The sequence below is a fragment of the Algoriphagus chordae genome, assembly GCF_003254055.1.
In the GTDB taxonomy this organism is placed as follows: Bacteria; Bacteroidota; Bacteroidia; order Cytophagales; family Cyclobacteriaceae; genus Algoriphagus; species Algoriphagus chordae.
Map to the genome: position 1 here is coordinate 1 of NZ_QKZT01000005.1, position 22,100 is coordinate 22,100.

The 22,100-nt window shown below is 38.4% G+C and carries 17 protein-coding genes; 8 read left to right on the forward strand and 9 right to left on the reverse strand.

Annotated features, from left to right (window positions below; translation table 11 throughout):
* A partial coding sequence (locus LV85_RS06570) for a transposase (RefSeq protein ID WP_146260436.1) occupies positions 1-245 on the forward strand: 245 nt, incomplete at its 5' end.
* A 55-nt stretch (positions 246-300) separates the two neighbouring features.
* Here the strand turns inward: LV85_RS06570 and LV85_RS06575 are convergent.
* The 7 genes from LV85_RS06575 to LV85_RS06605 form a co-directional block, all read right to left on the reverse strand.
* Positions 301-969 carry a helicase HerA domain-containing protein gene (locus LV85_RS06575; protein ID WP_111317410.1) on the reverse strand — a complete coding sequence of 223 codons (669 nt, stop codon included), beginning with the start codon at positions 967-969 and terminating at the stop codon, positions 301-303.
* Positions 956-2,185, reverse strand: coding sequence for an SIR2 family protein (locus tag LV85_RS06580; RefSeq protein WP_211318383.1), 1,230 nt, complete (start codon positions 2,183-2,185; stop codon positions 956-958). Before LV85_RS06580 ends, LV85_RS06575 begins: the two co-directional genes overlap by 14 nt.
* Positions 2,182-3,657 (reverse strand): restriction endonuclease subunit S, encoded by a 1,476-nt coding sequence (locus tag LV85_RS06585; protein ID WP_111317412.1) that lies wholly within the window; start codon positions 3,655-3,657, stop codon positions 2,182-2,184. The genes LV85_RS06580 and LV85_RS06585 overlap by 4 nt, the downstream gene beginning before the upstream one ends.
* A complete protein-coding gene (locus LV85_RS06590; protein ID WP_111317413.1) occupies positions 3,650-4,588 on the reverse strand; it encodes an ORF6N domain-containing protein in 939 nt (312 codons plus the stop codon). The genes LV85_RS06585 and LV85_RS06590 overlap by 8 nt, the downstream gene beginning before the upstream one ends.
* 162 nt (positions 4,589-4,750) lie before the next feature.
* Positions 4,751-5,128, reverse strand: coding sequence for a GxxExxY protein (locus LV85_RS06595; protein WP_111317414.1), 378 nt, complete (start codon positions 5,126-5,128; stop codon positions 4,751-4,753).
* Positions 5,129-5,271: 143 nt separating this feature from the next.
* Positions 5,272-6,945: an HsdM family class I SAM-dependent methyltransferase gene (locus LV85_RS06600; RefSeq protein WP_245942191.1), complete on the reverse strand. Its 1,674-nt coding sequence runs from the start codon at positions 6,943-6,945 to the stop codon at positions 5,272-5,274.
* A 631-nt stretch (positions 6,946-7,576) separates the two neighbouring features.
* Entirely contained in the window at positions 7,577-8,872 is a 1,296-nt protein-coding gene (locus LV85_RS06605; protein ID WP_111317416.1) for a serine hydrolase domain-containing protein, read from the reverse strand.
* 448 nt (positions 8,873-9,320) lie between these two features.
* Here LV85_RS06605 and LV85_RS06610 point away from each other — a divergent pair, with 448 nt between their 5' ends.
* The 5 genes from LV85_RS06610 (at position 9,321) to LV85_RS06630 (ending at position 10,544) form a co-directional block, all read left to right on the forward strand.
* Positions 9,321-9,572, forward strand: a complete 252-nt coding sequence (locus tag LV85_RS06610; protein WP_111317417.1) for a type II toxin-antitoxin system Phd/YefM family antitoxin — start codon at positions 9,321-9,323, stop codon at positions 9,570-9,572.
* Between the two features lie 29 nt (positions 9,573-9,601).
* Complete coding sequence (locus LV85_RS22310) at positions 9,602-9,751, forward strand: hypothetical protein (protein ID WP_317046436.1); 150 nt, start codon at positions 9,602-9,604, stop codon at positions 9,749-9,751.
* A gap of 119 nt (positions 9,752-9,870) precedes the next feature.
* Complete coding sequence (locus tag LV85_RS06620) at positions 9,871-9,957, forward strand: type II toxin-antitoxin system HigB family toxin (protein WP_245942206.1); 87 nt, start codon at positions 9,871-9,873, stop codon at positions 9,955-9,957.
* Between the two features lie 3 nt (positions 9,958-9,960).
* Positions 9,961-10,320 carry a helix-turn-helix domain-containing protein gene (locus LV85_RS06625; protein WP_111317418.1) on the forward strand — a complete coding sequence of 120 codons (360 nt, stop codon included), beginning with the start codon at positions 9,961-9,963 and terminating at the stop codon, positions 10,318-10,320.
* Positions 10,321-10,340: 20 nt separating this feature from the next.
* Positions 10,341-10,544, forward strand: coding sequence for a transcriptional regulator (locus tag LV85_RS06630; protein ID WP_111317419.1), 204 nt, complete (start codon positions 10,341-10,343; stop codon positions 10,542-10,544).
* A gap of 195 nt (positions 10,545-10,739) precedes the next feature.
* Here the strand turns inward: LV85_RS06630 and LV85_RS06635 are convergent, their stop codons facing one another.
* Positions 10,740-12,239 carry a SusD/RagB family nutrient-binding outer membrane lipoprotein gene (locus tag LV85_RS06635; RefSeq protein ID WP_111317420.1) on the reverse strand — a complete coding sequence of 500 codons (1,500 nt, stop codon included), beginning with the start codon at positions 12,237-12,239 and terminating at the stop codon, positions 10,740-10,742.
* 30 nt (positions 12,240-12,269) lie between these two features.
* Complete coding sequence (locus LV85_RS06640) at positions 12,270-15,356, reverse strand: SusC/RagA family TonB-linked outer membrane protein (protein WP_111317421.1); 3,087 nt, start codon at positions 15,354-15,356, stop codon at positions 12,270-12,272.
* Positions 15,357-15,753: 397 nt separating this feature from the next.
* On the opposite strand from LV85_RS06640, the gene LV85_RS06645 reads away from it, so the two are divergent.
* The gene (locus LV85_RS06645; protein WP_146260437.1) at positions 15,754-19,770 is read left to right on the forward strand and encodes a hybrid sensor histidine kinase/response regulator transcription factor; all 4,017 of its coding nucleotides are present in this window, start codon (positions 15,754-15,756) and stop codon (positions 19,768-19,770) included.
* A gap of 564 nt (positions 19,771-20,334) precedes the next feature.
* Positions 20,335-22,083 carry a hypothetical protein gene (locus LV85_RS06650; protein WP_111317423.1) on the forward strand — a complete coding sequence of 583 codons (1,749 nt, stop codon included), beginning with the start codon at positions 20,335-20,337 and terminating at the stop codon, positions 22,081-22,083.
* Positions 22,084-22,100 lie beyond the last annotated feature (17 nt).

A 22,100-nucleotide genomic window follows, 5' to 3' on the forward strand; every position in this document is an offset into this window, starting at 1 on the left:
CTTATACCAAAAGCATCCGCAAGATGATCTATACCACTAATGCAGTCGAAGGGTATCACAGGCAGGTTAGAAAGGTCACCAAAACCAAAGGCGCATTTACCAGTGATATGGCATTGTTGAAACTCGTCTATCTGGCGACAAGAAGGATCGAGAAAAAATGGAGTTCCCCTTTACACAATTGGGGCTTGACTGTCCAACAATTAGCCATTAAGTTTGAAGGAAGGCTAAAGTTGGATATAAATTAATAAATTAGTTCCCTTCCCTTGGGGTACCCCAAGGGAAGGGAAGGACAGAGTTTAGCTAACACTCCCTCAAGGAGTTTGAACTAATTTTAGAATACTCACCGGTTGCATCAATAAGAATTACTTTGTTGTTAGTCTTGGAAATTACTTCTTCTACCAATTTTGCTACAGTCCAACTCTTTCCCCCACCTGTTGTTCCAACAATGGCGCAATGTCTTCCAAATATTGAATTTAATGAAACTTTACAGTTGGCATCATTTGAAGTTAACTTTCCTAAATCAGCATATACATTTTCCGATTCATCCTTTTTCTTTCCAAATTCCTTTACATAAATCTCAATTTGTTCGTCTGAGCAGGAATAAACTTTAGCTCCAATAGCTGGATATTTGGAAACGGTTTTTTCTGCTTTAGCTGGTTCAAATACACTAAAGCTTAAAAGCAACTCAGCCTTTCCTGATGGATGAAATGCTGTTTCATCGTGCTGAATCGCTTTCTCGCTTATTGTTTTTCTTTCGCCATCTGGTAATTCAATTTCAATAATTCGGGCTAAAAAACCGTATTCTTCTCCTTCAATAACTATAAAATTTCCAACATTTCCACCTGCAAAAAAAACTCCATTATGACTAAATTTCTCCAAAAGTATTGAAGATGGGAAATGAACTTTCACATATTGGGGAGAAACTTGATTTACGTATCCTAAAAAATAATTGTGATTAAAGGGATCCATCTGCTATATCCTTATGTGGTTCAATATATGTACTATTGGATGGGTAATTCTTAGTGAAACCACTGAATGTATCAAAGACAATACTCACGTTTCGTTTTACCTGCATATTTACTTTATCAACAAAAAAAGACTTTAAATATGTTGTGTCAATACCACCTGTATTACCATAATTAACAATTAGCAATTGGAAACTTGGATTTTGTTCGACAGCTTCAATGATTACGTTTTGAATGTGTTTGTCTTGGAATCCAAATCCTATCACGATTAACAAAGTATTTTCCTTGCGAAGTGACTGTTGAAAACGAGACATCATTTCAAAATACGGTTGTTCAAATGAACTTTCGTATTTTTCATTTGCAGGATAAATAATTAGGGGTTTTGTTGGATTGTCTTGTTGGATAATTCTGTCAGTGTCATCTTTAAACCAATTCAAGGAACCGTGCAACTTATAAAGATGGATAACCTTTGAGATAAAACTTTCTTCTTGTTTAATTCTTGTTTTCTCCCTATTTACAATATCAAGGTCAAAATACCTTCCAGAAAATCTTCGTGGTTGGGTAAAAGAAAACCCATCAATAACAATAAATCCACTTTCATTTGCTGCAGTTTCAAACAGTAAGTCATAATTCGTAGTAAATAGTTGAACTCTAGGATCACTTGGTTTTCGCGCAATGATTTTGTTTAAAAAGTCCTTATGAGGAGCTAGTGGTTGTAATTTTAGATTACATGCTTCAATAATTTTTGACTCTAAAGGTTGTTTTAATTTATCATCCCCTGTTTTAAGTTCACCATTTAGCTTTTCATATAAGATAATGAAAGACAGCAGTCCTTCAATGTCTTTATTCTTGTAAAATGATTTCTCTTTAAATCCCTCAATTAATCCTGTAAAAGCCTCAATCTCTACTTCGCAAAAATCCCAGAGCCCTAACCTTGACTTACCACTTTCTCCCTTTGGTCCATTGTCCAATGAGGTTCCTGCAGCGCTTAACACAACAATATTTTTAAAATGTCTTTTCAAAAATGAATCGTAGAAAGATTTTTGCTTTTCAAAACAGAGTTCCTTCCCTGTTAATTTTCCCTCTGATTTATTTTCAACAGCTATATCATTTACTAAACAGTCTTCATCTGTATAGGATAAAGTATATTCATTTTGAAGCAAAATATATTTAGGGGCTTCCTTTTCTAAAAGGATCTCTTCTTTTTCCTTTTTCATCATTCAATAGTTTCAGTATAACCTACTTTTACCCTCACCCTACCACTTATCAATTCTGGCAATAAAGCGTCACGCAATTGGGTAAGATTTTCTGTTTCATTCTGAGTCACAAGAATTCTTTCATTCAATTTTGAAACTGACTTTTTAAATTTATTCAAAACTTTTGCTTTTGGAACCAAAAATGGGATTTGTTTTATGAGTTTTGAATTTACAGCAGTTGCAATAGAAGATGTACTTCCAAGTCCATCGTAATCAAAATTCTTTAGACATAAATAAATGTAACCTGAAAAAAGCGAGTCCTTGAGATTTGAAAAATGGGCAATAGCTTCATTAGTGCACATTTCCCTCGTTGTGATTGCAACTCTGCCGACAGTCATTTTAAAGCTTAGAATTACAGAGTTTGATGGCACTTTATTCACATTAAATTTTGCAACTGACTCAGCTGTCAAATACTCATCACTATCTGAAATATACATTCCTGAGGTCCCCATGGTTTTAATTGATACCCATATGAAATTGGAATCACTTTTAGATTCTTCAAACCAATGCTGCTCTTTTCTAGGAGGAGTTTTTCCAATTGAAATTTTAGAAATTTCTTCTGCTCTTTTCACCTCCCACCCCTCAGGAATCCATTTCCCCAGCGTCTCATTAAAGACAAAAGAAGAAGGAAATTGGGCAGCGAGGGCTGGGTTGGTGTCGATGAGTCTTTTGGAAACAGATTGCTTCGCTCCTTCGTCAGGGCTCCCGCCACGGCGGGCAGGCGCAATGACGGTACGGTTCGCAATAACGCGGCGCTTCTCGGCCATCGCTTCTAACTCTTCTGGAATCTCATTTCCTATAGCCAACGCGTTATCCAGCACGGGATCGAAGTCCACAAACCAGCTTTTAAACAAGGCTTGCGCCATGGCTTCTAGCGTTTGGTTCATCCGTCGGTTTAGGGCAATCTTATCATCTAGCTTCCCTAAAATATGGGCTATGGCTTTTTGTTCGGATAGAGGGGGAAGTAGAGTTTTAAATTGTTTTAGTTTAGCAACTGGAAGTCGAGCCTGATTAGCACTACCTCCCGCTGAGTTTCCTGCAAACCATCTGAACTCAATAGTTCTTAGGATATAAAAAAGGAATCGGTTATCAAGTTTTGTATTATCTGGTATTATACAGCAGGTATTTTGATTTTGAATTAAATCTCCAAGAGCTTTTGGAATTCTAATTACTTTACCAACAGCTGACGACCAATTAGGTGGCCAAGAACCAACCGTAGCTACGACAACATCTCCTTCATTCAGAAAATGTGATTTCCATTTTATGGCATGTTCTTTTGACACAAAATTACATTTACTTATATCAATCGAATCATCTGTAAAATCTGAAACTCTAGCTAGTTTCACTCCCATATCAGAGAAATATTCCTGCTTTATCCCTGCTCCATTTCTAAATGTTGCCAATTCTCCAATTCCAATTTCTTCCCACTCACTCATACCCCAATACCTTTAAATTTTGCAGAATAGTAACTGTTCCTGCATCCATTTTGGAGAAGGCAAACCAGCGCTTGCCCAGATCCTTGATCGATGCTCCGATATGATAGATTTCCTTTACGTCCAGAATCAGAAATCGGTCGTGTACTTTCGTAAACTCCTGAATCTGTATGGGTGGATATTGCGCATTGTACTTATCCAGATCTATTCGGAGTTGCTTGGGGATGGTTTTGGTGAAAATCGTGCATTTTACCCCAGCTCTCCTTTTTCCCAGAAGCCACAAGACCGAATCATCCACATAATTATCCAAGAGTAAGATCGATTTTTCTGCCTTGCGGACTAAGTCAGAAACAAACTGATGTGCATCAAACACCTGCCCATCAAAGAAAATCCCTTGCTTCGGCGCAGGGTCTTTACTTTCCAAGGCTTTAAAAATCTGCTCGAACTTTTGATCCGATTCCAACTGCTTTAATTCTACCCGATCCATACGCTGGATGATCAATTGGTTGGAAGATAGCTGCTTGCGCATGGCAATAAATGCATTCATAATTTGGATACTGACCTGAATAGCAATATCAGATCTCAACACCGCAGAAAGCATAGCGACACCCTGCTCGGTGAATGCATAGGGTCTATACTTAATGTTTTTACCAAGTTTATTATTCAAGGTCACATTTTGTGACCTTGAATTTGAGGCTACATTTTGAAATCCCAAATGACCAAACCGGTCACTATTTGTGACCAGTTCAGATAAATCATTTTCGTTGAGTTGAAATCGAAATGAATCAGGAAAACGGGAAATATTCCGTTTTACGGCTTGATTGAGCACCTTAGTTTCGATTTGGTACAATTCAGCCAAATCACGGTCTATCATCACCTGCTGATCTTGAAAGGTGAAAATTCGATTTTCGATAGGTTGAAGATCCTTACTCATGACTCAAAATCGTCTGAATCACGGATTGATACGGATTTTAGGATTTCACGGATTGTTGAACCCCTGCTTTCGATTCCTAAGCCATTTATCATTTTTTTCACCTTTCTAATTTTCATCTGTTTAATCATTTAATCCGTGTCATCCTTCCCTGGTTCAGACATTTCATCTTACCAATCGTTTAAATGTCATTGATTTGCTTCCGAAATTAATCAGCAAACCTACCTCAAGTTGATAGGCCTTCAAGTAGTTTAAGGCTTGAGCCAAATGGACATCTTCTAATTCCTTGATGGCTTTCAGCTCTACTAATACGTTTCCTTCCACCACAAAATCTGCCCGTCTTGTTCCCAAAGGATGCGCTAATTCCTTATACCAGATATCCTGTTCGATTTCTCTGGCAAACTCCAAATTCTTTTGAGCGAATTCATAAGCCAAGGCTCGTTGATAGATGACTTCTTGAAATCCGTTACCTAGTTCCTTGTGTACCTCAAAGGCAGCCCCAATTATCTTTTCGGTTATTTCCTTATGTTTCAACTCAGTCATCCCTGAGATCTATTTAAATTCATCTGAATCACGGATTGATTCTGATCATTGGATTTCACAGATAGTTTGAACCTTCTTGTTATTCTTCCTCTATATTTCATTTTACGTTTCTGTGTAATCCTTTAATCTATTAAATCCGTGATTCAGATATTATATCCCAATACTTTTAAATTCTCCCGAATAGCTTGATCCAATTCCTCGGCTTGAGCCATTTGGTCTTTCAGTTTGGCTGTCAGTTCTGTCATTTTATCCTCGAAGTGGATTCCATCGTCTTCTTCTTCCGCTACGCCTACATAGCGACCGGGAGTCAGGACGTAGTCATTGGCTTGGATTTCGGCAAGGGTGGCGGATTTGCAGTAGCCTGGGATGTCTTCGTAGGCTTCCGTCATTGCGAGCGCAGCGCGGCAATCTGTTCCATCGAGAGATTGAGATTGCTTCGCTCCTTCGTCGCTCCCGCCACTGCGGGCAGGCGCAATGACGTTGTCAGGCTGAGCGGAGTCGAGGGGGGCTTCGACTTCGCTCAGCCTGACATCACTGGAATTACGCCAAGTATGGTAAGTATTCGCGATATAGGAAATGTCTTCTTTGGTAAGTTCTTTTTGGGTGCGGTCGATCATGCTGCCGAGTTGACGGGCATCGATAAAGAGGGTTTCTCCTCTCCTGTCTCTGAAGATATTTCCGGTGGCTGAGCTTGTCGAAGCCTTATTTTTGGTGATAAACCAGAGACAAACCGGAATCTGTGTGGTATAGAAGAGTTGACCCGGTAGCGCGATCATGCAGTCCACCATGTCCTTATCCACCAGTTGCTGACGGATCTCTCCCTCGCCTGATGTATTGCTACTCATGGAGCCATTCGCCAAGACAAAGCCTGCCGTTCCATTTTCGGAGAGTTTGCTCAGCATATGCAGAATCCATGCATAGTTGGCATTTCCTGCCGGAGGTGTGGTAAAACCAGACCAGCGGGAATCAGCCTCCAGTTCGTTCTTTTCCCGCCACTGACTTTGGTTGAAAGGAGGATTGGCCATAATGTAATCTGCCTTCAGATCTGGATGCTGATCTTTAAAAAAAGTATCTGCTGGTACATCGCCCAAATTGGCAGAAATCCCACGGATGGCTAGGTTCATTTTCGCCAGTTTATAGGTCACGGCAGTATATTCCTGCCCGTAGATGGAAATGTCTTTGGTATTGCCCTGATGACTTTTCACAAAGTCAATACTCTGCACAAACATCCCACCCGAACCACAAGCTGGATCATAGATCTTTCCCTTGTAGGGCTCGAGCATTTCGGCGATCAGGTTTACGATACACTTCGGCGTATAGAATTCTCCACCGCCTTTTCCCTCGGCAGCCGCGAAGCGACCCAAGAAGTATTCATAAATCCTGCCCACCACATCTTCCTCGGCATCGCCTACAGTATCGATGTTATTGATGGTATCGAGCAGGGCGGCAAGTTTGCTTGGATCGAGATTGAGTCGGGAAAAGTAATTGTCAGGAAGTGCGCCTTTCAGCGAAGGGTTGTTCTTTTCGATGGTATGCAGGGCAGTATCGACGATCAAGGCGATGTTATCCTGTTTGGCATTGTCGATGACATGGTTCCAGCGGCTTTCCGGAGCGAGAAAGAAGACATTCTTCATATTGTAGAACGCCGCCATCTCCAGGTATTTCTCCTTGCCCTCTGCGATCAGTTCTTCTCTTCTTTGGGCAAAGGTGTCACTGGCAAACTTTAAAAAGATCAATCCCAGCACGACGTGTTTGTATTCTGAGCTTTCTACTGTTCCTCTGAGTTTATTGGCCGAATCCCAGAGGGTTTCTTCCATGGACTTTTGATTCTTTTGGGCTGCTTGTATAGCCATTAGGTATGGGATCTTTTTAGAATTGATTGATTCTTACTGAAATTTCAAGCAAGCCAAAAACATGGAGCTTACATACGTTTTAAAAAATTTCAGAACTAAGAACTCTTAAATATATAAAAGTTCGTCACCAAGAAAAGGCAGTTCATCAAATATTTTTAGCTGTTTTGATAGGTGTAAGTCCTGGATGTTCTTAGCTGTTCGGGTCTCGGTGGATATCGGGATTCAATTCCTAACCCATATCTCAGGAATTTGTAATTTCTTAAACCATAATCTCAGGTAATTTATTTCAGCGAAATAAAATGAAACTCATTTCCATCCTCCCGCATTCACACTCGTTTTCAAAAGATGGCTTTGGGCGGGAGGAGAATTTTTTATCGTTATCCTATTTACCATGGGTTGAAACCCATGGCTACAAACATCTCGCTCCTACGGAGCTAGTTCCGATAATAATCTCCTCTGCGAAATTCTTTGTGTCCTTTAGCCGCCGTTCGTGTCTTCACGAATAATAGCTGGAATGTAATCTCAAAGCTTACTCCAAATAATCGAAACCTTCGAGGTTTTAAAAACCTCAAAGGTTATTATCCACATTAGAGATCTACTCCTGCTCCGCCCTATAAAAAACATCCTGCAAAGCTGTACGAATATTCAGCTTGTACAAATTTTGGTGGTCTCTGGAGGGATAAACCCTGTTGGATAAAAATATATACGTGAGCTTTTTGATAGGATCTGCCCAAACGAAAGTTCCGGTGAAGCCAGAGTGACCAAAACTTTCGGGACTTGCCAAGGGTGAAGGATAAGCTTCTGCCAAGGGAAGCTCGGAATTATTAAAGTAAGGTTTGTCAAATCCAAGCCCTCGACGGTTTTCGTTTTCGCGGAATTGCACCTCTGTAAACTCTTTCACGGTTTCGGCTGAAATGAGCTGTAAGCCTCCTACTCTCCCATAATTCTGATACAAGAGCATCAATTTGGTCAAATCATCAGAGGTAGCAAACAAACCTGCATTACCTGAAACGCCTCCTTTAAGCGCTGCATTTTCATCGTGCACCCATCCTTTCACTAAGGTTTTGCGAAAGGCGGAATCCACTTCAGTGGGTACAATGTTGTTTACATATCCTTTTCGCTCAGGTAGATATCCCAAGGTATTAGCACCTATAGGTTTGTAGAAATTTTCTTCCAAATAGATTTGATAATCGGTTCCTGTGAGTTGCTCGATCAAGCTGGGAAAAATCAAAAAAGTAAGTCCCGAATACAGGTATTCCTTTTCCTCGGATACTTCGGACCGGTTAATGATTCGGTTCATTTTCCGTTCAAAACGATTGTTGATATAAATCCCATCATATACTTGCGCTTGAAATCTTTTGTTAGGAGAATCATGCACAAACCTCTTTTTGACCTTGCCATTTTTCCGAATCACCTCATTCAAAAATACAATGTATGGGACTAAACCTGCCTGATGAGCCAAAATCTCCCGAAGTGTCAGATCCTTTTTGTCCTTTCGATTTCTCCATGGTTTCAAATAGTCGCTGAAAGGTTTGTCCAGATCAAGCTTCCCCTCATCCACCAACTTCATGATAGCGGGTAAAGGCCCAGCAATTTTGGTCACCGAGGCTAAATCGTACAAGTCATTCAATGCAACAGGTTGGATATTCTCGTAAGTATGATAACCGTAGGCTTTATGAAAAATAACCGTATCGTTCTTTGCTACCAACACCTGTGCTCCTGGAAAAGCCAAACTGGCGATACCCATTTGCATAATAGAATCAACTTTTTGATTGATGAACTCTTCATCAAATCCGAGTGTAGCAGGCTTGGCATGGATCAGTTCTCGCTGAGCAAATCCAAGCTGCATCAGAGAATTAATTAAGAAAACCGAAAGCAGAAATTTTTTCATTAGGAACTAGTTTGTCCTTAAATATGCAAAAATATTGGCTAAAATAACTGGCTATTGTAGTGGAGGTGTACTTGTGTGATTAGGTAGAAAAAGAGGTTGTCGCAAATTATACGACAACTACTTAACATTGCCTAGATTTAATTCTTAGGGATTTTCTCATTAAACTTTTATACCTATTTTTCATAAAATCATCATCTTAATACCCATTTTTCATACACAATACCTGTTATTCTCATGCCAAGGCTGGGAAAATATCGGCAGAATATTGATGCTGATTTTTTGATCTTTTTCAAGAAGTAGAAATTCTGAAAGGAATTGGAAAGGAAAGTGTTTAAGGGAATATAACAGTTCAAAAATCTCCTCTAATCAGGATAATTTTTCAATATAATTCTTGAACTCTATTGCTTATCTTTGTGTATCTTATTGTGTACACAAAAGTATAAAAACCATGGTAGTAGTAAGCACTAGAGAATTTCGTCAAAATCTCAAAAAATATCTGGATTTGATTGATAAAAATGAACGAGTTGTCATTCAAAGGGGAAATGATAAAGTTTATGAAATAACCAATACCGTAAAAAATGATCGCTTCTTTGATGATCCTGCAATTCAAGAGCGAATTTCCAAAAGCATTCAATCTCACAATGAGGGCAAAACGGTTAAGGTAACTGATGATCAACTGAAGGAGCTGCTTGGGTTATGATTTTTGAGATTTAATTCACTTCAGAAGCGTTGGAAGATATTGAGAAACTAAAAAAAACTGGAAACAAAGTTCTGGTAATGAAGCTCTTCTCTTTAATTCAAGAACTTAAAGAACACCCCGAGACCGGCACAGGTAATTCAGAAAAACTCAAATACTATGATCAGAACACTTGGTCTTGAAGAATTGACAGAAGACACAGACTTGTTTGGTTCAAAGATAATAGTAACTGTGTTAGGTGCTTACGGTCATTATGATGATAAATAATGGATATTTTTGATTTTTTGGAAAAATCGCCATCATTTCATTCAACACCAGCAAGGTTTACATTCGGTTTATTGGAACTCATGCGGAGTATAACAAAATAAAGGATATTCAAACTATATAGAACATGATCAAATCGGAAAAAGAATATAATGCCATTCTAGAAAGAATAGAGGAATTGCTTTCTAATCCAGATAATATAGAAAATTCTGAAGCCAAAGGATTTGTTGAATTGAATATTCTCTCTGATTTGGTTGCGGATTATGAAGAAGCCATTTTTCCAGTATTACCATCTACTCTAGCAGAAGCCATTAAATTGAGAATGCATGAGCGTGGCTTTAATCAAAAAGCTCTTTCTGATTTCTTAGGCAATAGCAGTTCTAGAATTAGCGAATACCTCAACGGGAAAAGTGAACCAACACTAAAAGTGGCTCATGATATAAGCCGAAAACTAGATATTGAAGCTTCCATTGTTTTAGGGGTTTAGTGAATTTTCACGTGTATGGCATGAAATGGAATAAAGTAATCAACAATGACCAAGAATATGAAGCTTCTTTGAAAAAGTTAAGCCCAATATTCGATGCAGATCATGAAAGTCCTAAAGGAAAAGAAGCAGAGCATTTGGTTAACTTGATCACGGAATACGAAAAAACACCGTTTCCTATACCTGAAATCGAAGTAAAAAAACATACTTCTAATAATTCAATCTAAAATTGAAATAAGCCTACAAAATTCAAGAATTGAACCGAAATTAGCTTAACATCCTGACAAACAAATAGCTGTACTTTCTGCATCGGAAATAACCCATAGCATACACCTCGGATACATTCCTAAAGATAGGATTGTAAAATAACAACCCTCCTCTACATTCAACTGTAAAGGAGGGTTTTCATCATCATTCGCTTTTTATTTATCCCACCATACTCTGGTCATAAAATCATCAGCACCTTGACGACTTACTGCTTCATTGATATTATCGCTATTGATACTATATTCTTCGCCTGAATAGGTCATCCTTCTTGGAATTTGACCATTGGTTACATTGCTAGGATAGTTAGTTGGAGTTAATACTGGATAACCCGTTCTTCTCCACTTACTATACCCTTCCCAGTTCACCAAGAAGGTAGCTGCCCAGTATTGCTCTCCAATCATTTCCATGCCCTTTGCACTGTCGAATGGATGTGATTTTAAATAGTCGTTTATCTCTGCTTCAGAAGGAATTTCTATTCCAAAAATATCCCATTGTCTCATTGCTGCAGCTACTCCCTTTTCGTAATGCTCTTTAGCAGATCCAGAGTGCCATCCTTTGATAGCAGCTTCAGCTAATAAGAGCTCCACTTCAGCATAAGTCAGGTGCAGGGAAGGCGAGTCATATTGTCTTAGTTCAGGATTCACATTAGAATACGCGCTCAAATCCGCTCCTCCCGGGTAATCTTGAATACTGGTATTATCAAATCCATTAGGTAGGCCCATTTGTTCTCCACCATTTTCAACCCAGGCTATTATATTTAGACGAGGGTCATTATTATCTTTCATCCAACCAACGAAAGTGGCAGATAATCTTATTCTATCACGAGTATTAAATCCTGCATTAAATGGATTAATCCAGCCTCCTGTTTGATGGGTTACTCTAGCCAGATCAGCGTTGCTAGTCATAACTCCACCTTGAATGGCTTTTTTAACCCATGCTTCCGATTCTGCAGGAGCTACATTGGAAATTCTCATTGCCAATCTCAACATAAGTGAATAGGTGAATTTTTTCCACTGATCTATATTTCCATTATATAATATGTCTTGGTCACCTGGGTTTGGCATCATATCATCAAATGATGCTGCTGCTTCATCCAATTCCTTCAGCATATCCTTGTATATCAGCTCTTGCGCATCATATTTTGGAAACCAAAGATTGGATATATAGCCCTGACCAGCGTCGAAATAAGGAACATCTCCATAAATATCAGTCAGACGATGGGCTGACATCACTTTCCATATACGGCCTATTGCATGATAATTTATCGCCTGAGGATCTTCCGAAGACCGATTTACATAATCTGCAATGTCCCTGTACTCACTAAAGTAAGCTGCATCAAAAAAAGCTGAAGCAAATAAAGGATCATTTAAATATTTGTCTCCTGGCAGAAATACTCCAGATACTGGACTTTCTAGATCAGCCATTTGCTGTATGGATGCAAAGCAATAGCCTAAGGAAGTTCTGAAAATCTCATAGGAGCCTCCTGTAAATGCCAACTGCATTTTGGTCAGTTGAATCCCATAATCCAGTGAACTTATTTCATTAGGATTAAGATTCATTTCTTTGAGATCCTCTACACAAGCTGTAGAGAGTACTAGTGCCATTACTGGAGCCAGCAATACCTTTTTGGATATATTTATGATATTAATTTTCATATGATTAGTCAATTAAGCTCTTAAAATGAATTAAAATTTGATATTAAGATTCACCCCGTAACTTCTGGTTTGAGGCGTTTGGAAAAAGTCCATCCCCTGAGCATTTCCTTCGTTGTATGTAGACTCTGGATCTATATTCTCCACTTTTGAATGAAGAAGCAGTAGATTTCTACCTACCAAGGATATTCTAGCCTCTTGCACTTTGATTCTGCTTAGGAATGATGTAGGAATTGCATATCCAATATTTATTTCACGCAGTTTCACAAAGTCAGCATCATAGACAAACTGTTCAGCAATTTTATTTCTGATTTCATTATAGTAGGCAGAAATTTGACCTGCAGGCACATCTCCAATACCATCTTCTCTACCCACTAAGGTATTCTTATGCATTCCTCTTCTGTACAACCAAGAATTGGTACCACTGAAAATCACACCACCAAATTTGTAATCTACCAAGAAGCCAAGAGAGAAGTTCTTATAAGAGAATGAATTTGTTATCCCACCTGTAAGTGGATGAACTCCAGAACCAAATGGAACTATCCCTGCCTCATCATCTCTCATCGGAAGACCAGAACTATTAACTACAATATTTCCACTAGCATCGCGTAGGTACTGATAGCCTGTCACTTGACCATATGGTAAACCTTCAATGTTTTCCACATAGGCATTCTGTGTTCTATTTTGGTCAAGTTGTAATCGCTCTCCATCTATATCTGGATCTATTAGGCTTACTACTTCACTTTTATTGTATCCTAAATTGAAGGAAGCATTCCAAGTGAAATTTGCCTGCTGAATAGCCTGAATAGTCAATAGTAATTCGATCCCTTTATTGCTTACTTCTCCTACGTTCACCTGTGCGCTATTATACCCAGATGTTTGGGAAATGGTAGCAGGTAGGATATCATCCTTCGTTGTTCTTTGATAAACTGTAAAATCTAAGCCAATTCTGTTTTTGGCAAATTGCGCATTGAATCCAAGTTCAAATTCTGTTGCCAAAAGAGGATTCAATCCAGAATTAGCGACAAAATCCTGCGCTATTCCACCTTGAGGGTTACCATAATGTGGTTGTCCTAATGAATAGGTCTGATTCAAAACATAGGGTGACGTATCGCCCCCTACTTGAGCCCATGCTAGCCTCAACTTAAAGTAATCCATGAAAGAAGGCATTTCCATTAATTCTGAAAGTACAGCACTGGTACTAATTGAAGGATAGAAAATCCCGCGCCCATTTAGTGTACTGAACCAATCCTTTCTCCCTGTAGCAGTTAAAAATAAAGCCGCCTTATAAGAGACCTCTGCTAAACCATAGACTGAGTTGATTCCTTTGGTATAATAGCTTGTTCCACCAGATCTTCGAATAGTATTAGAGTAATTGTAAAAGAATGGAATTGCAAAATCATTTCCATTTGTACTATTGCCATATCTTTCTTGCGTCATAGTAGCTGCACCTATCAATGCATTGTATTCTATTCCATTTTTGAAAGACATTTTTGACCCCAGCATCACATCACTATTTATTTCTTTGTGCTTGGTCTGGGACTGTTGCATAGATCCCAATGGCTGCTGAGCACTGCCAGAAGGCATAATATTTTCATTACTTCTATTCCATTGATCTATACCAGTTCTTCCTTTTAGAAAAAGCCAATCCGTGAAATCATAGCTTAATGCAAAACTTCCCAATAGACGGGTTCGCTCACTTTTGTTGCTTTTTTGGTATGCACTGAAATAAGGATTCTCAAAATAGACAGTTTGTGCGGGAAGGAATTCACTTCCGTTTTCTGGTCGGGCGCCTAGTCTATCAGGATCACCTTGCAAATCCAATACATTAATCGAAGGAGCTAAACTCCAAACTGTATAGTTTACATTACTTACTAAATCACCCTGAGCTGGAGGGTTCTTCACAGTCTGAATAATATAACTTCCGCTTGCATTAAAGGTCAATTTTTCATTGACTTTACCTTGTGCGTTCATAGTGAAGTTATTTCTTTCCAAGCCAGAGTTTGGTATAATACCCTTATTGTCCAGATCAGAAGCAGAAAATCTAAAACCCATTTTTTCTGTTCCGCCAGATAATGCAATTGAATTGGTAAACGTATGACCAACATCGTAAAAGCGGTCAAAATTGTCTCCACTATATGAATAAGGACGCTCTACGCCATCAAATTGCATTACTGGAGTCCCATCCAACTTTCCTCCCCAGGCAGTATCACCACCCGCGATAGCCTCGTTCAAGGTTGTAGGCTTCAATCCGTTCAACCCATGACCATATTCTTGCTGAGTGTCTAATCTATTAATGGCTTTATCAACCACAAAATTGGAGTTAATTTCTAACAAGAGTCCTTGTTTGCTAGATCCTGATTTGGTAGTGATAAGTATAACTCCATTAGAAGCTCGTGATCCATATAGCGCAGCAGCAGTATTTCCTTTCAATACAGTCATAGTTTCTATATCATCCGGATTGATATTTCCGATCCCATCACCTTGATCTCTTCCACCCCACATTCCCGCGGAACCTTGATTACTGTTGTCGATAGGAATTCCATCTATTACATATAGGGGTTGATTATTTTGAGTTAGGGAAGTATTTCCACGGATGATCACACGAGAACTTCCTCCAGGCCCCGAAGCAATATTACTTACATTGACTCCTGCTACCTTCCCAGCAAGACCATTAGCTATATTGGTTTCCCTCGCTTGTGTAAATTCTTTCCCATCCAATTCGCTTACAGAATAGCCAAGCGCCTCCTTGTCTCGTTCAATTCCCAAAGCTGTCACCACAAATTCCTTTAGGTCACTATCATTCTCGAGCAGAGTTATATTAATCGTACTCTGATTATTCACTGCTACTTCCTGAGTCTCAAAGCCGATAAAGCTAAATACCAAGACATTATTTGGACTGGCAACTAATTCATACTCGCCATCAATATTAGTGACAGCTCCATTGCCAGTGCCTTTTACAAGAATATTTACTCCGGGTAAACTTTCTCCTTCTTTTGAAGAGACCTTTCCTTTTATAGTGTTTTGAGCTATTAAACTGTGACTAATAAAGATAAATAGCATAATCCCAATTATCTTTTTTAGAGATCCAGGGGGCATTTGACGGTTGAATTGTTTCATAGTTTTTAGGGGTTTATTAAATATTCCTATTAATATTTTTTAGGATTTATACTAGTTGATAGAAATCAAAAAGGTTACTATGATTATTATCACAGCCACACAAAATATTTCGATCCAAAGCCATCTCGCATACTTCCTTTTAAGATTGTTTTTCATTCATGTGCTTTACAAAGTGATTTTTACCAGCCCAATCTTACCTTATTAGAAGAAGGATGAAGGGAAAAATCTGGTCAAAAAGAGGCGGAAATGTTGCAATAGAAGCCACTGACTGACAAATAGGACAAACGGGCTAATCAAAGGTGTTTTGCGAAAAAAATATTATTTCAAAACTTTTACTAATTCAAAGTTTAATGGCTACTTATGCGGAGCTAATAGAATCACCCCAAAAAACTTCAATTTGCTGACTAAAAAAACTATAATATTAGTATTCTACTTTGTGCTATTTTCAGCTAAGACTATCATAGGCCAAACTGAAGCAATCAATCAAATCACCACCGAACATGGTCTATTAAATAATTACATCACCTGCATCTATCAGGACGAGTCAGGATTTATTTGGATAGGTACCAAAGAGGGGGCTAGTCGATTTGATGGCACCGATTATATTCACTTCACTCACAATCCGGCAGATTCTTTATCTCTATCCAGCAGCACTGTGCTGGATATTATTCAAGATAAACAGGGTAATATATGGATTGCTACTAATGAAGGACTCAACTTTTTGGAAAAGGATCAGGATATCATCCAGCAGATCCACTTTCCCAGTAAGCAGCCCAAAGGAAACTTCATTTCTAAACTTTTTATAGATAATTCCGACAAGCTATGGGTCGGTACTGGCAGTGGGGAACTTTACCTCTACAAAAGTGAAAATGAAGGATTTGAAAATTTCACTAAGGAAGGCATGGCTGAAATCAGAGATATCATTCAGCTTGATAATCAAAGCCTCCTGTTAGGATATGGTGATTGGGTACTACGAAATAAAAAAGGGGGGGTGAGTTTATTTGACATCAAAACAAAAAATTATCATGCGATAGAAAACCCAAGTATTCCATCAGACTTATCAATCACCAAACTCCTCAAGCATCAAACTAGAATATTCTTTTCCACCTATAATAAAGGGGTTTTTGAGTGGGATCAACAACAAGGAAAATTGGAAAGAATAGACAGCGAGAATTATTCGACAGACTTAATTTATGATATAATTTCAACACCTGAGGGTCAGGTATGGTTAGCCACCGATGGGAAAGGAATATTACAACTAGATTTAAGTACTGGTGAAATCAGTCCAATACCAGGAAATAAATCCCTTAATAGCAAAGCTATAACGAGCCTATTATATGATAGTAATAATATTACCTGGGTAGGAACAGTGAATGGAGGAGTCAATAAAATTGATCCGCACAAAAGCAAAATCGATCACTGGGGCTATACCAATGACCCATCTAGTGGATTAAGTGGGAAATCTGTCCTTAGTCTTTCCAAAAGTAAAAGAGGTGGAATCTGGATAGGAATGGATCATGGAAGCATAAATTACTTTGATCCAACTTCTTCGCAATTCCAGTATCACATTAGTTCTTCCTCCATGTCTACCCCTGCTGATGCGGTAATTCTCGGATTAATGGAAGATAGCAAAGAAAATCTATGGATTGGCTATTATTTGAAGGGGCTGGGCAGGTTAAAGAATCAAACAAATATCTTCGAGCACCATTTAGACGAAAAATGGCTTTATGGAGCTACCTACTTGAAGTCTTTTTATGAAGATTCTGACGGAACAATTTGGCTAGGGTCCAGAAATCAGGGTCTTATCAAGGTAAACCAGGAATTAAATAAGTCTCAAAACTATAAACATGATCCGGGAGATGCTAAATCACTCCCACACAACCATGTTTCAGTAATCATAGAAAAGGATAAGGACCATCTCTGGGTCGGTACATTTAACGGTTTAAGCCTTTTTGATAAAAAATCTGGGACATTCGAAAAGCTACCTAATGATCCGACCAATCCTAATAGTCTACAAGGAAAGGCTGTGTACTCTATTTGTAAGGATCTTTCAGGGAACCTTTGGATCGCAACTGACAAGGCACTTAACTACCTTGACTTATCTACTGATCAATTTACTCAGTTTAACGTTTCTCATGGCCTACCTAGTAACACCATTAAAGGTGTAATTCTGGATGATTACCAGGAGTTATGGGTTTCCACTAATCAGGGAATTTCCCACTTCTCTCCCACTACCAAAAAGTTTACTAACTATGGCTTCCAAGATGGTGTGATAGGAATAGAGTTTAATGAAAATGCTGCACTGAAAGACGATTCAGGAAAACTATACTTCGGTAGTGTCGATGGAATCACCTCTTTTCATCCAAAGGAAATTAAGAAAAACAAGGTTCCTCCTCATATTTACCTATCCCGGCTTTCCATCGAAAATGAACCTATAAAAACTGGGGACTACACGGATATTCTTACAAAATCTCTAAATGAAACTAAAGCCATAACCTTAAACTACAATCAGGCAGATTTCACGATAGAATTTATTGCCCTCAATTATACTTCTCCTGAAAAAAATCAATACGCCTATCAATTAGTTGGTTTTGACAACACATGGCGCGCAATCGGAAATGAACGAAAAGCTATATATACCAATATTGATCCAGGAGAATATACGTTTACCGTCAAGGCAGCAAATAATGATGGGCTCTGGAACGAAACGCCACGAACGCTAACCATTACCATCCTACCACCTTGGTGGAAAACATGGTGGGCTTATACCCTATATATGTCCATGATTTTATTGGCTATATACGGAATAAGCAGAGCATCCCTGAATAGAATGCGCTTAAGAAACGATCTCAAATTTGAGAGAATAGAAAAACAGCAACAAGAGGCACTTTCCAAAATGAAAATCAATTTCTTTACAAATATTTCTCATGAGTTTAAGACTCCTTTGACCTTAATCTCTGGACCAGCTCAGTCACTTGGACAACTTCAAAAACTACCTCAAGAGAGCAAATACTTCATAAAGCTTATTCAAGCTAATGCAAAAAGATTACAAGTATTGGTAGAACAACTTATGGATTTCAGAAAGGCGGAAGAGGGAGAAGTTGCCTTGCACAAAATGGAAATAGAACTTGTAGGTTTTCTAAATGGCTGCCTGGACAATTTCAGTTTTTTAGCAGATCAGCAAGAAATCTCAGTGAGTAAAAATTATGATGCTGATTGCCTCTTTATTGACGTCGACAAAAATAAACTAGATATCGTCCTATATAACTTACTTTCAAATGCTTTTAAATTCACTGAAAAGGGTGGAGCAATAGTGGTAGGATTAACTATTCTGGAAGATGAAATCAAAATCTTTGTAGAGGACAATGGAATTGGAATTTCTCCCAATGAACTTCAATACATCTTTGAACCCTTCTATCAAAGCTCCCACAATTTACCAGGAACTGGAATCGGTTTGCCGTTGTCCAAAACATACATGCAACTGCATGGTGGCCGAATTGAAGCTAGTAGTAAGCAAAATGAAGGCAGTAATTTCTCACTGTTTTTTCCATTCGACTCCAGTCAAGGGAAATATAGCCCTGTCCTCGAAACTAAGTTGGCAAAACAAAAAGTCCAACATCGCATAAAATCAACAGATCTATTAGAACTTGCCTCTGAAGCCGAAAAGGTTTTAATCATAGAAGATGATCTTCAAATGCAGTCCTATATTCTGGCTTGTTTTAAGCCTTTGTATCACACCAAAGTCGCCAATGATGGGGCAATAGGAAAAGAAATTGCAGACGAATGGCAGCCAGACTTAATCATCTGCGATGTCATGATGCCAAACATGGATGGAATCACCTTAGTAAAATTGTTGAAAGCCAATTTTATGACTTCGCACATTCCGATCATATTACTTACAGCAAAAGCGGATGAGAATGATATTCAAGAGGGTCTTCGCTTTGGTGCTGATGATTACATTCCTAAGCCATTCAACCCTAATATTTTAATCACCAAGGTTCAAAATATCATCTCAATTCGAAAAAACCTTCAAGAAATATATAGGAGTTCTACCTCTAAAGCACCAGAAAAATTGGACTTGAACCAAATGGACAAAGATTTTTTAAAAAACATCAACCAAGCATTATTTGAAAACTATAGAGATCCAGAATTTAATATAAATCAATTAGCAGAAAATCTGGGACTGAGTAGAAGCCAGCTATTCAGGAAAATAAAAGGTTTATCCGGGCAAACTCCGCATTACTACTTACAAATATTTCGACTGGACCAGTCAAGAGAATTACTCCTCAATAGTGGATTAAACATCTCTGAAGTTGCCTATGAACTTGGATTTGGCACGGTAAAAAATTTCCGGATAGCCTTCAAAAAGCATTATGGTTGCACTCCCAGAGATTATATAAATCTACATTCTTAGTATATTAATTGGCGTTCATGAAATGTTTGCCTAGCCTAATTGATTTTAGTAAGGATGAATTGAAAACGGCAATAACAACACACAACAATTACTGACATAAGAAGTTATAATTTAACCATATCCCTAAGCAAAATCATTGAACAAATATCATAACGTCTTAATGAATACTATTTATTGCAATGCTCCTCAAGTATCATAAATCCCTATACCTTATCAATTCTAAAGTCTGCTTCTCCAAGTCAATATGAAAATAACTTTAGCGAAAAATCTTATTTTCATCGAAAATATTTACGTATCTTATTTAAAATCAGTAAATTAGAATTCCATATATTCTGTGCAGGAAAAATGACTTTTTGAATAGGTTTTTCCTGTTTTTTAAACTTGTGTTTTTAAAACGCTTTTATACTTTCTCAGAAACAGTTGCCTATGACGCACAACTATTCTTTTAATCAAGTAGTCGGCCAAATCTAATTTTGGAGAGATTGCGGTTTTACACGTCTTGCTCATACTATGTATAGAGCGCAAAATAGTATTGTCTAATTTTTAACTTAAACTATTTTAATAATGAGCCTAAATCCTAGTAATCAATCTTTTTTATCAAGCCCAAAGTATGGGTATGATTTTGTTGTGGCTACATCTCAAGCCAGTATAAATTCGGGTCTTTTAGAATATTTAGACGATTCTAATCAGCCTATCTCCTACTTATGTTTTCTCGCAGACTCTGAAGGCAATCCAACGGTAGAAATAAGTTTGGGAGACTTAATGAAGAAAACTGGTGGTATCAATCCATTTGAAATACCAGAAGGCATCTCTTATGATGATCCACGGATTAGTACCCTAACCAAAAATATGTTTGTAGTGGGTCTAAAAATCCAATTAGGCCTTCCATCTGGGATTTTACCTAAAGATCTTCCTAAGGTGATTCAACTAGGGAATGCGGCCAACAATGTGGGTTTCAATCTGCTTTGCTCTCAATTTACCGTAATTCAAAACAGCCCTCCTAGTGGTTTTGGTTCTGCGGGCACTTGGAATGTATGGTCTCAACCAGCTAATAAATCCTGGCATTTTTCCACTAGGGTCAATTTGGTTTATAAGGATCTGGATTCTGAGCTGAATACCCCCTACTTCAATAATCACCCCAAGAAAAAGCAGGCACTTATTAATCAGTTGAAAAACTTGAACTCCGGTGCATTTAGTCTGCAGCAGTTACTTTTTGATCTTGACAATGCGGCTATCCAATCCATACCTACTATTAACGGAATTGAATCTGGGTCAGATGCGGAATACGTGATTACCAAATCCTTCGTAGATCTATACTTTCAAACTGCCAAAGCCTACGGAGAGCCCATCTTATCTGTTCATGCGGTAGACAATCAACCAGACAACTCTTCCTTGAGGCTGACGGACATTGAGAGAGAAGTCGGACAATTCGTGGATGCCAATGGTGCTCCCATAGAAAACCCAAGTCCAGTACAAGAAGAGGCAGCAACACTCGCCTACCTGTGTGCGGTAAATAACAATAAACTACCAGGGGCAGCTGTTTTTTCATGGAACTGGCTGGACCCAAACCAAATATCTGATTTCAGTGGTGTGATCGCAGTAAATAGAAACACCTTAGCCCAATACTATAGCGAAGTATTGGTTCCGGTCCTTCGTAACTCATGTATCGCTGTAAAATGTGATGTCACACATGAGGATGGGTCCTGGATCACTGGTAAGGTAAAATACAAAGGCGCATTCACTTCAGGTCAAAACCCTACTTCAGTATCCTTTCCAGGCTCAGGTGCAGAGGTATTGAAAATATCATATTGCGATAGTTGTAAAGACTCTACAAAGGATGGGGCAACTTACGGGGAGCTGAAACTGAATAGCAAATTTGATTGCAGTATTTCCTTTTCTGGAAACCAAATCACTATAGTTCAGCATCTGTTGGTTTCTATTTACTTGCAGTGGGACGCCACAGGTGATTCTGTGGACTTTTTTGATAAAAAATATACTGATGTATACACACTTTCAGTAGATCAAAATGGAGACCTCCAAATGAGTGCTCCTAAGAGTACATTTGAAGACAACTCAAAAAAGCCAGACAGGAGTTGGATAGTAAATCTTTTTACGAATATTAATACTATCATCGAGAGTTTTGACAAGCAAATCAGTGGTTTCTTAAACGGTAAGATTAATGATATCCCTGCTACTGATATTAAAAATTTCATTTTTCCAGGAGCTAATGTCCTTACCTACAAGGACGTACAATTTTCTGAAAATCAGGACTTAATATCTGAAATAACCTACCTCAGTACAGAGAGAATCTAGACTCGACAACATTAATT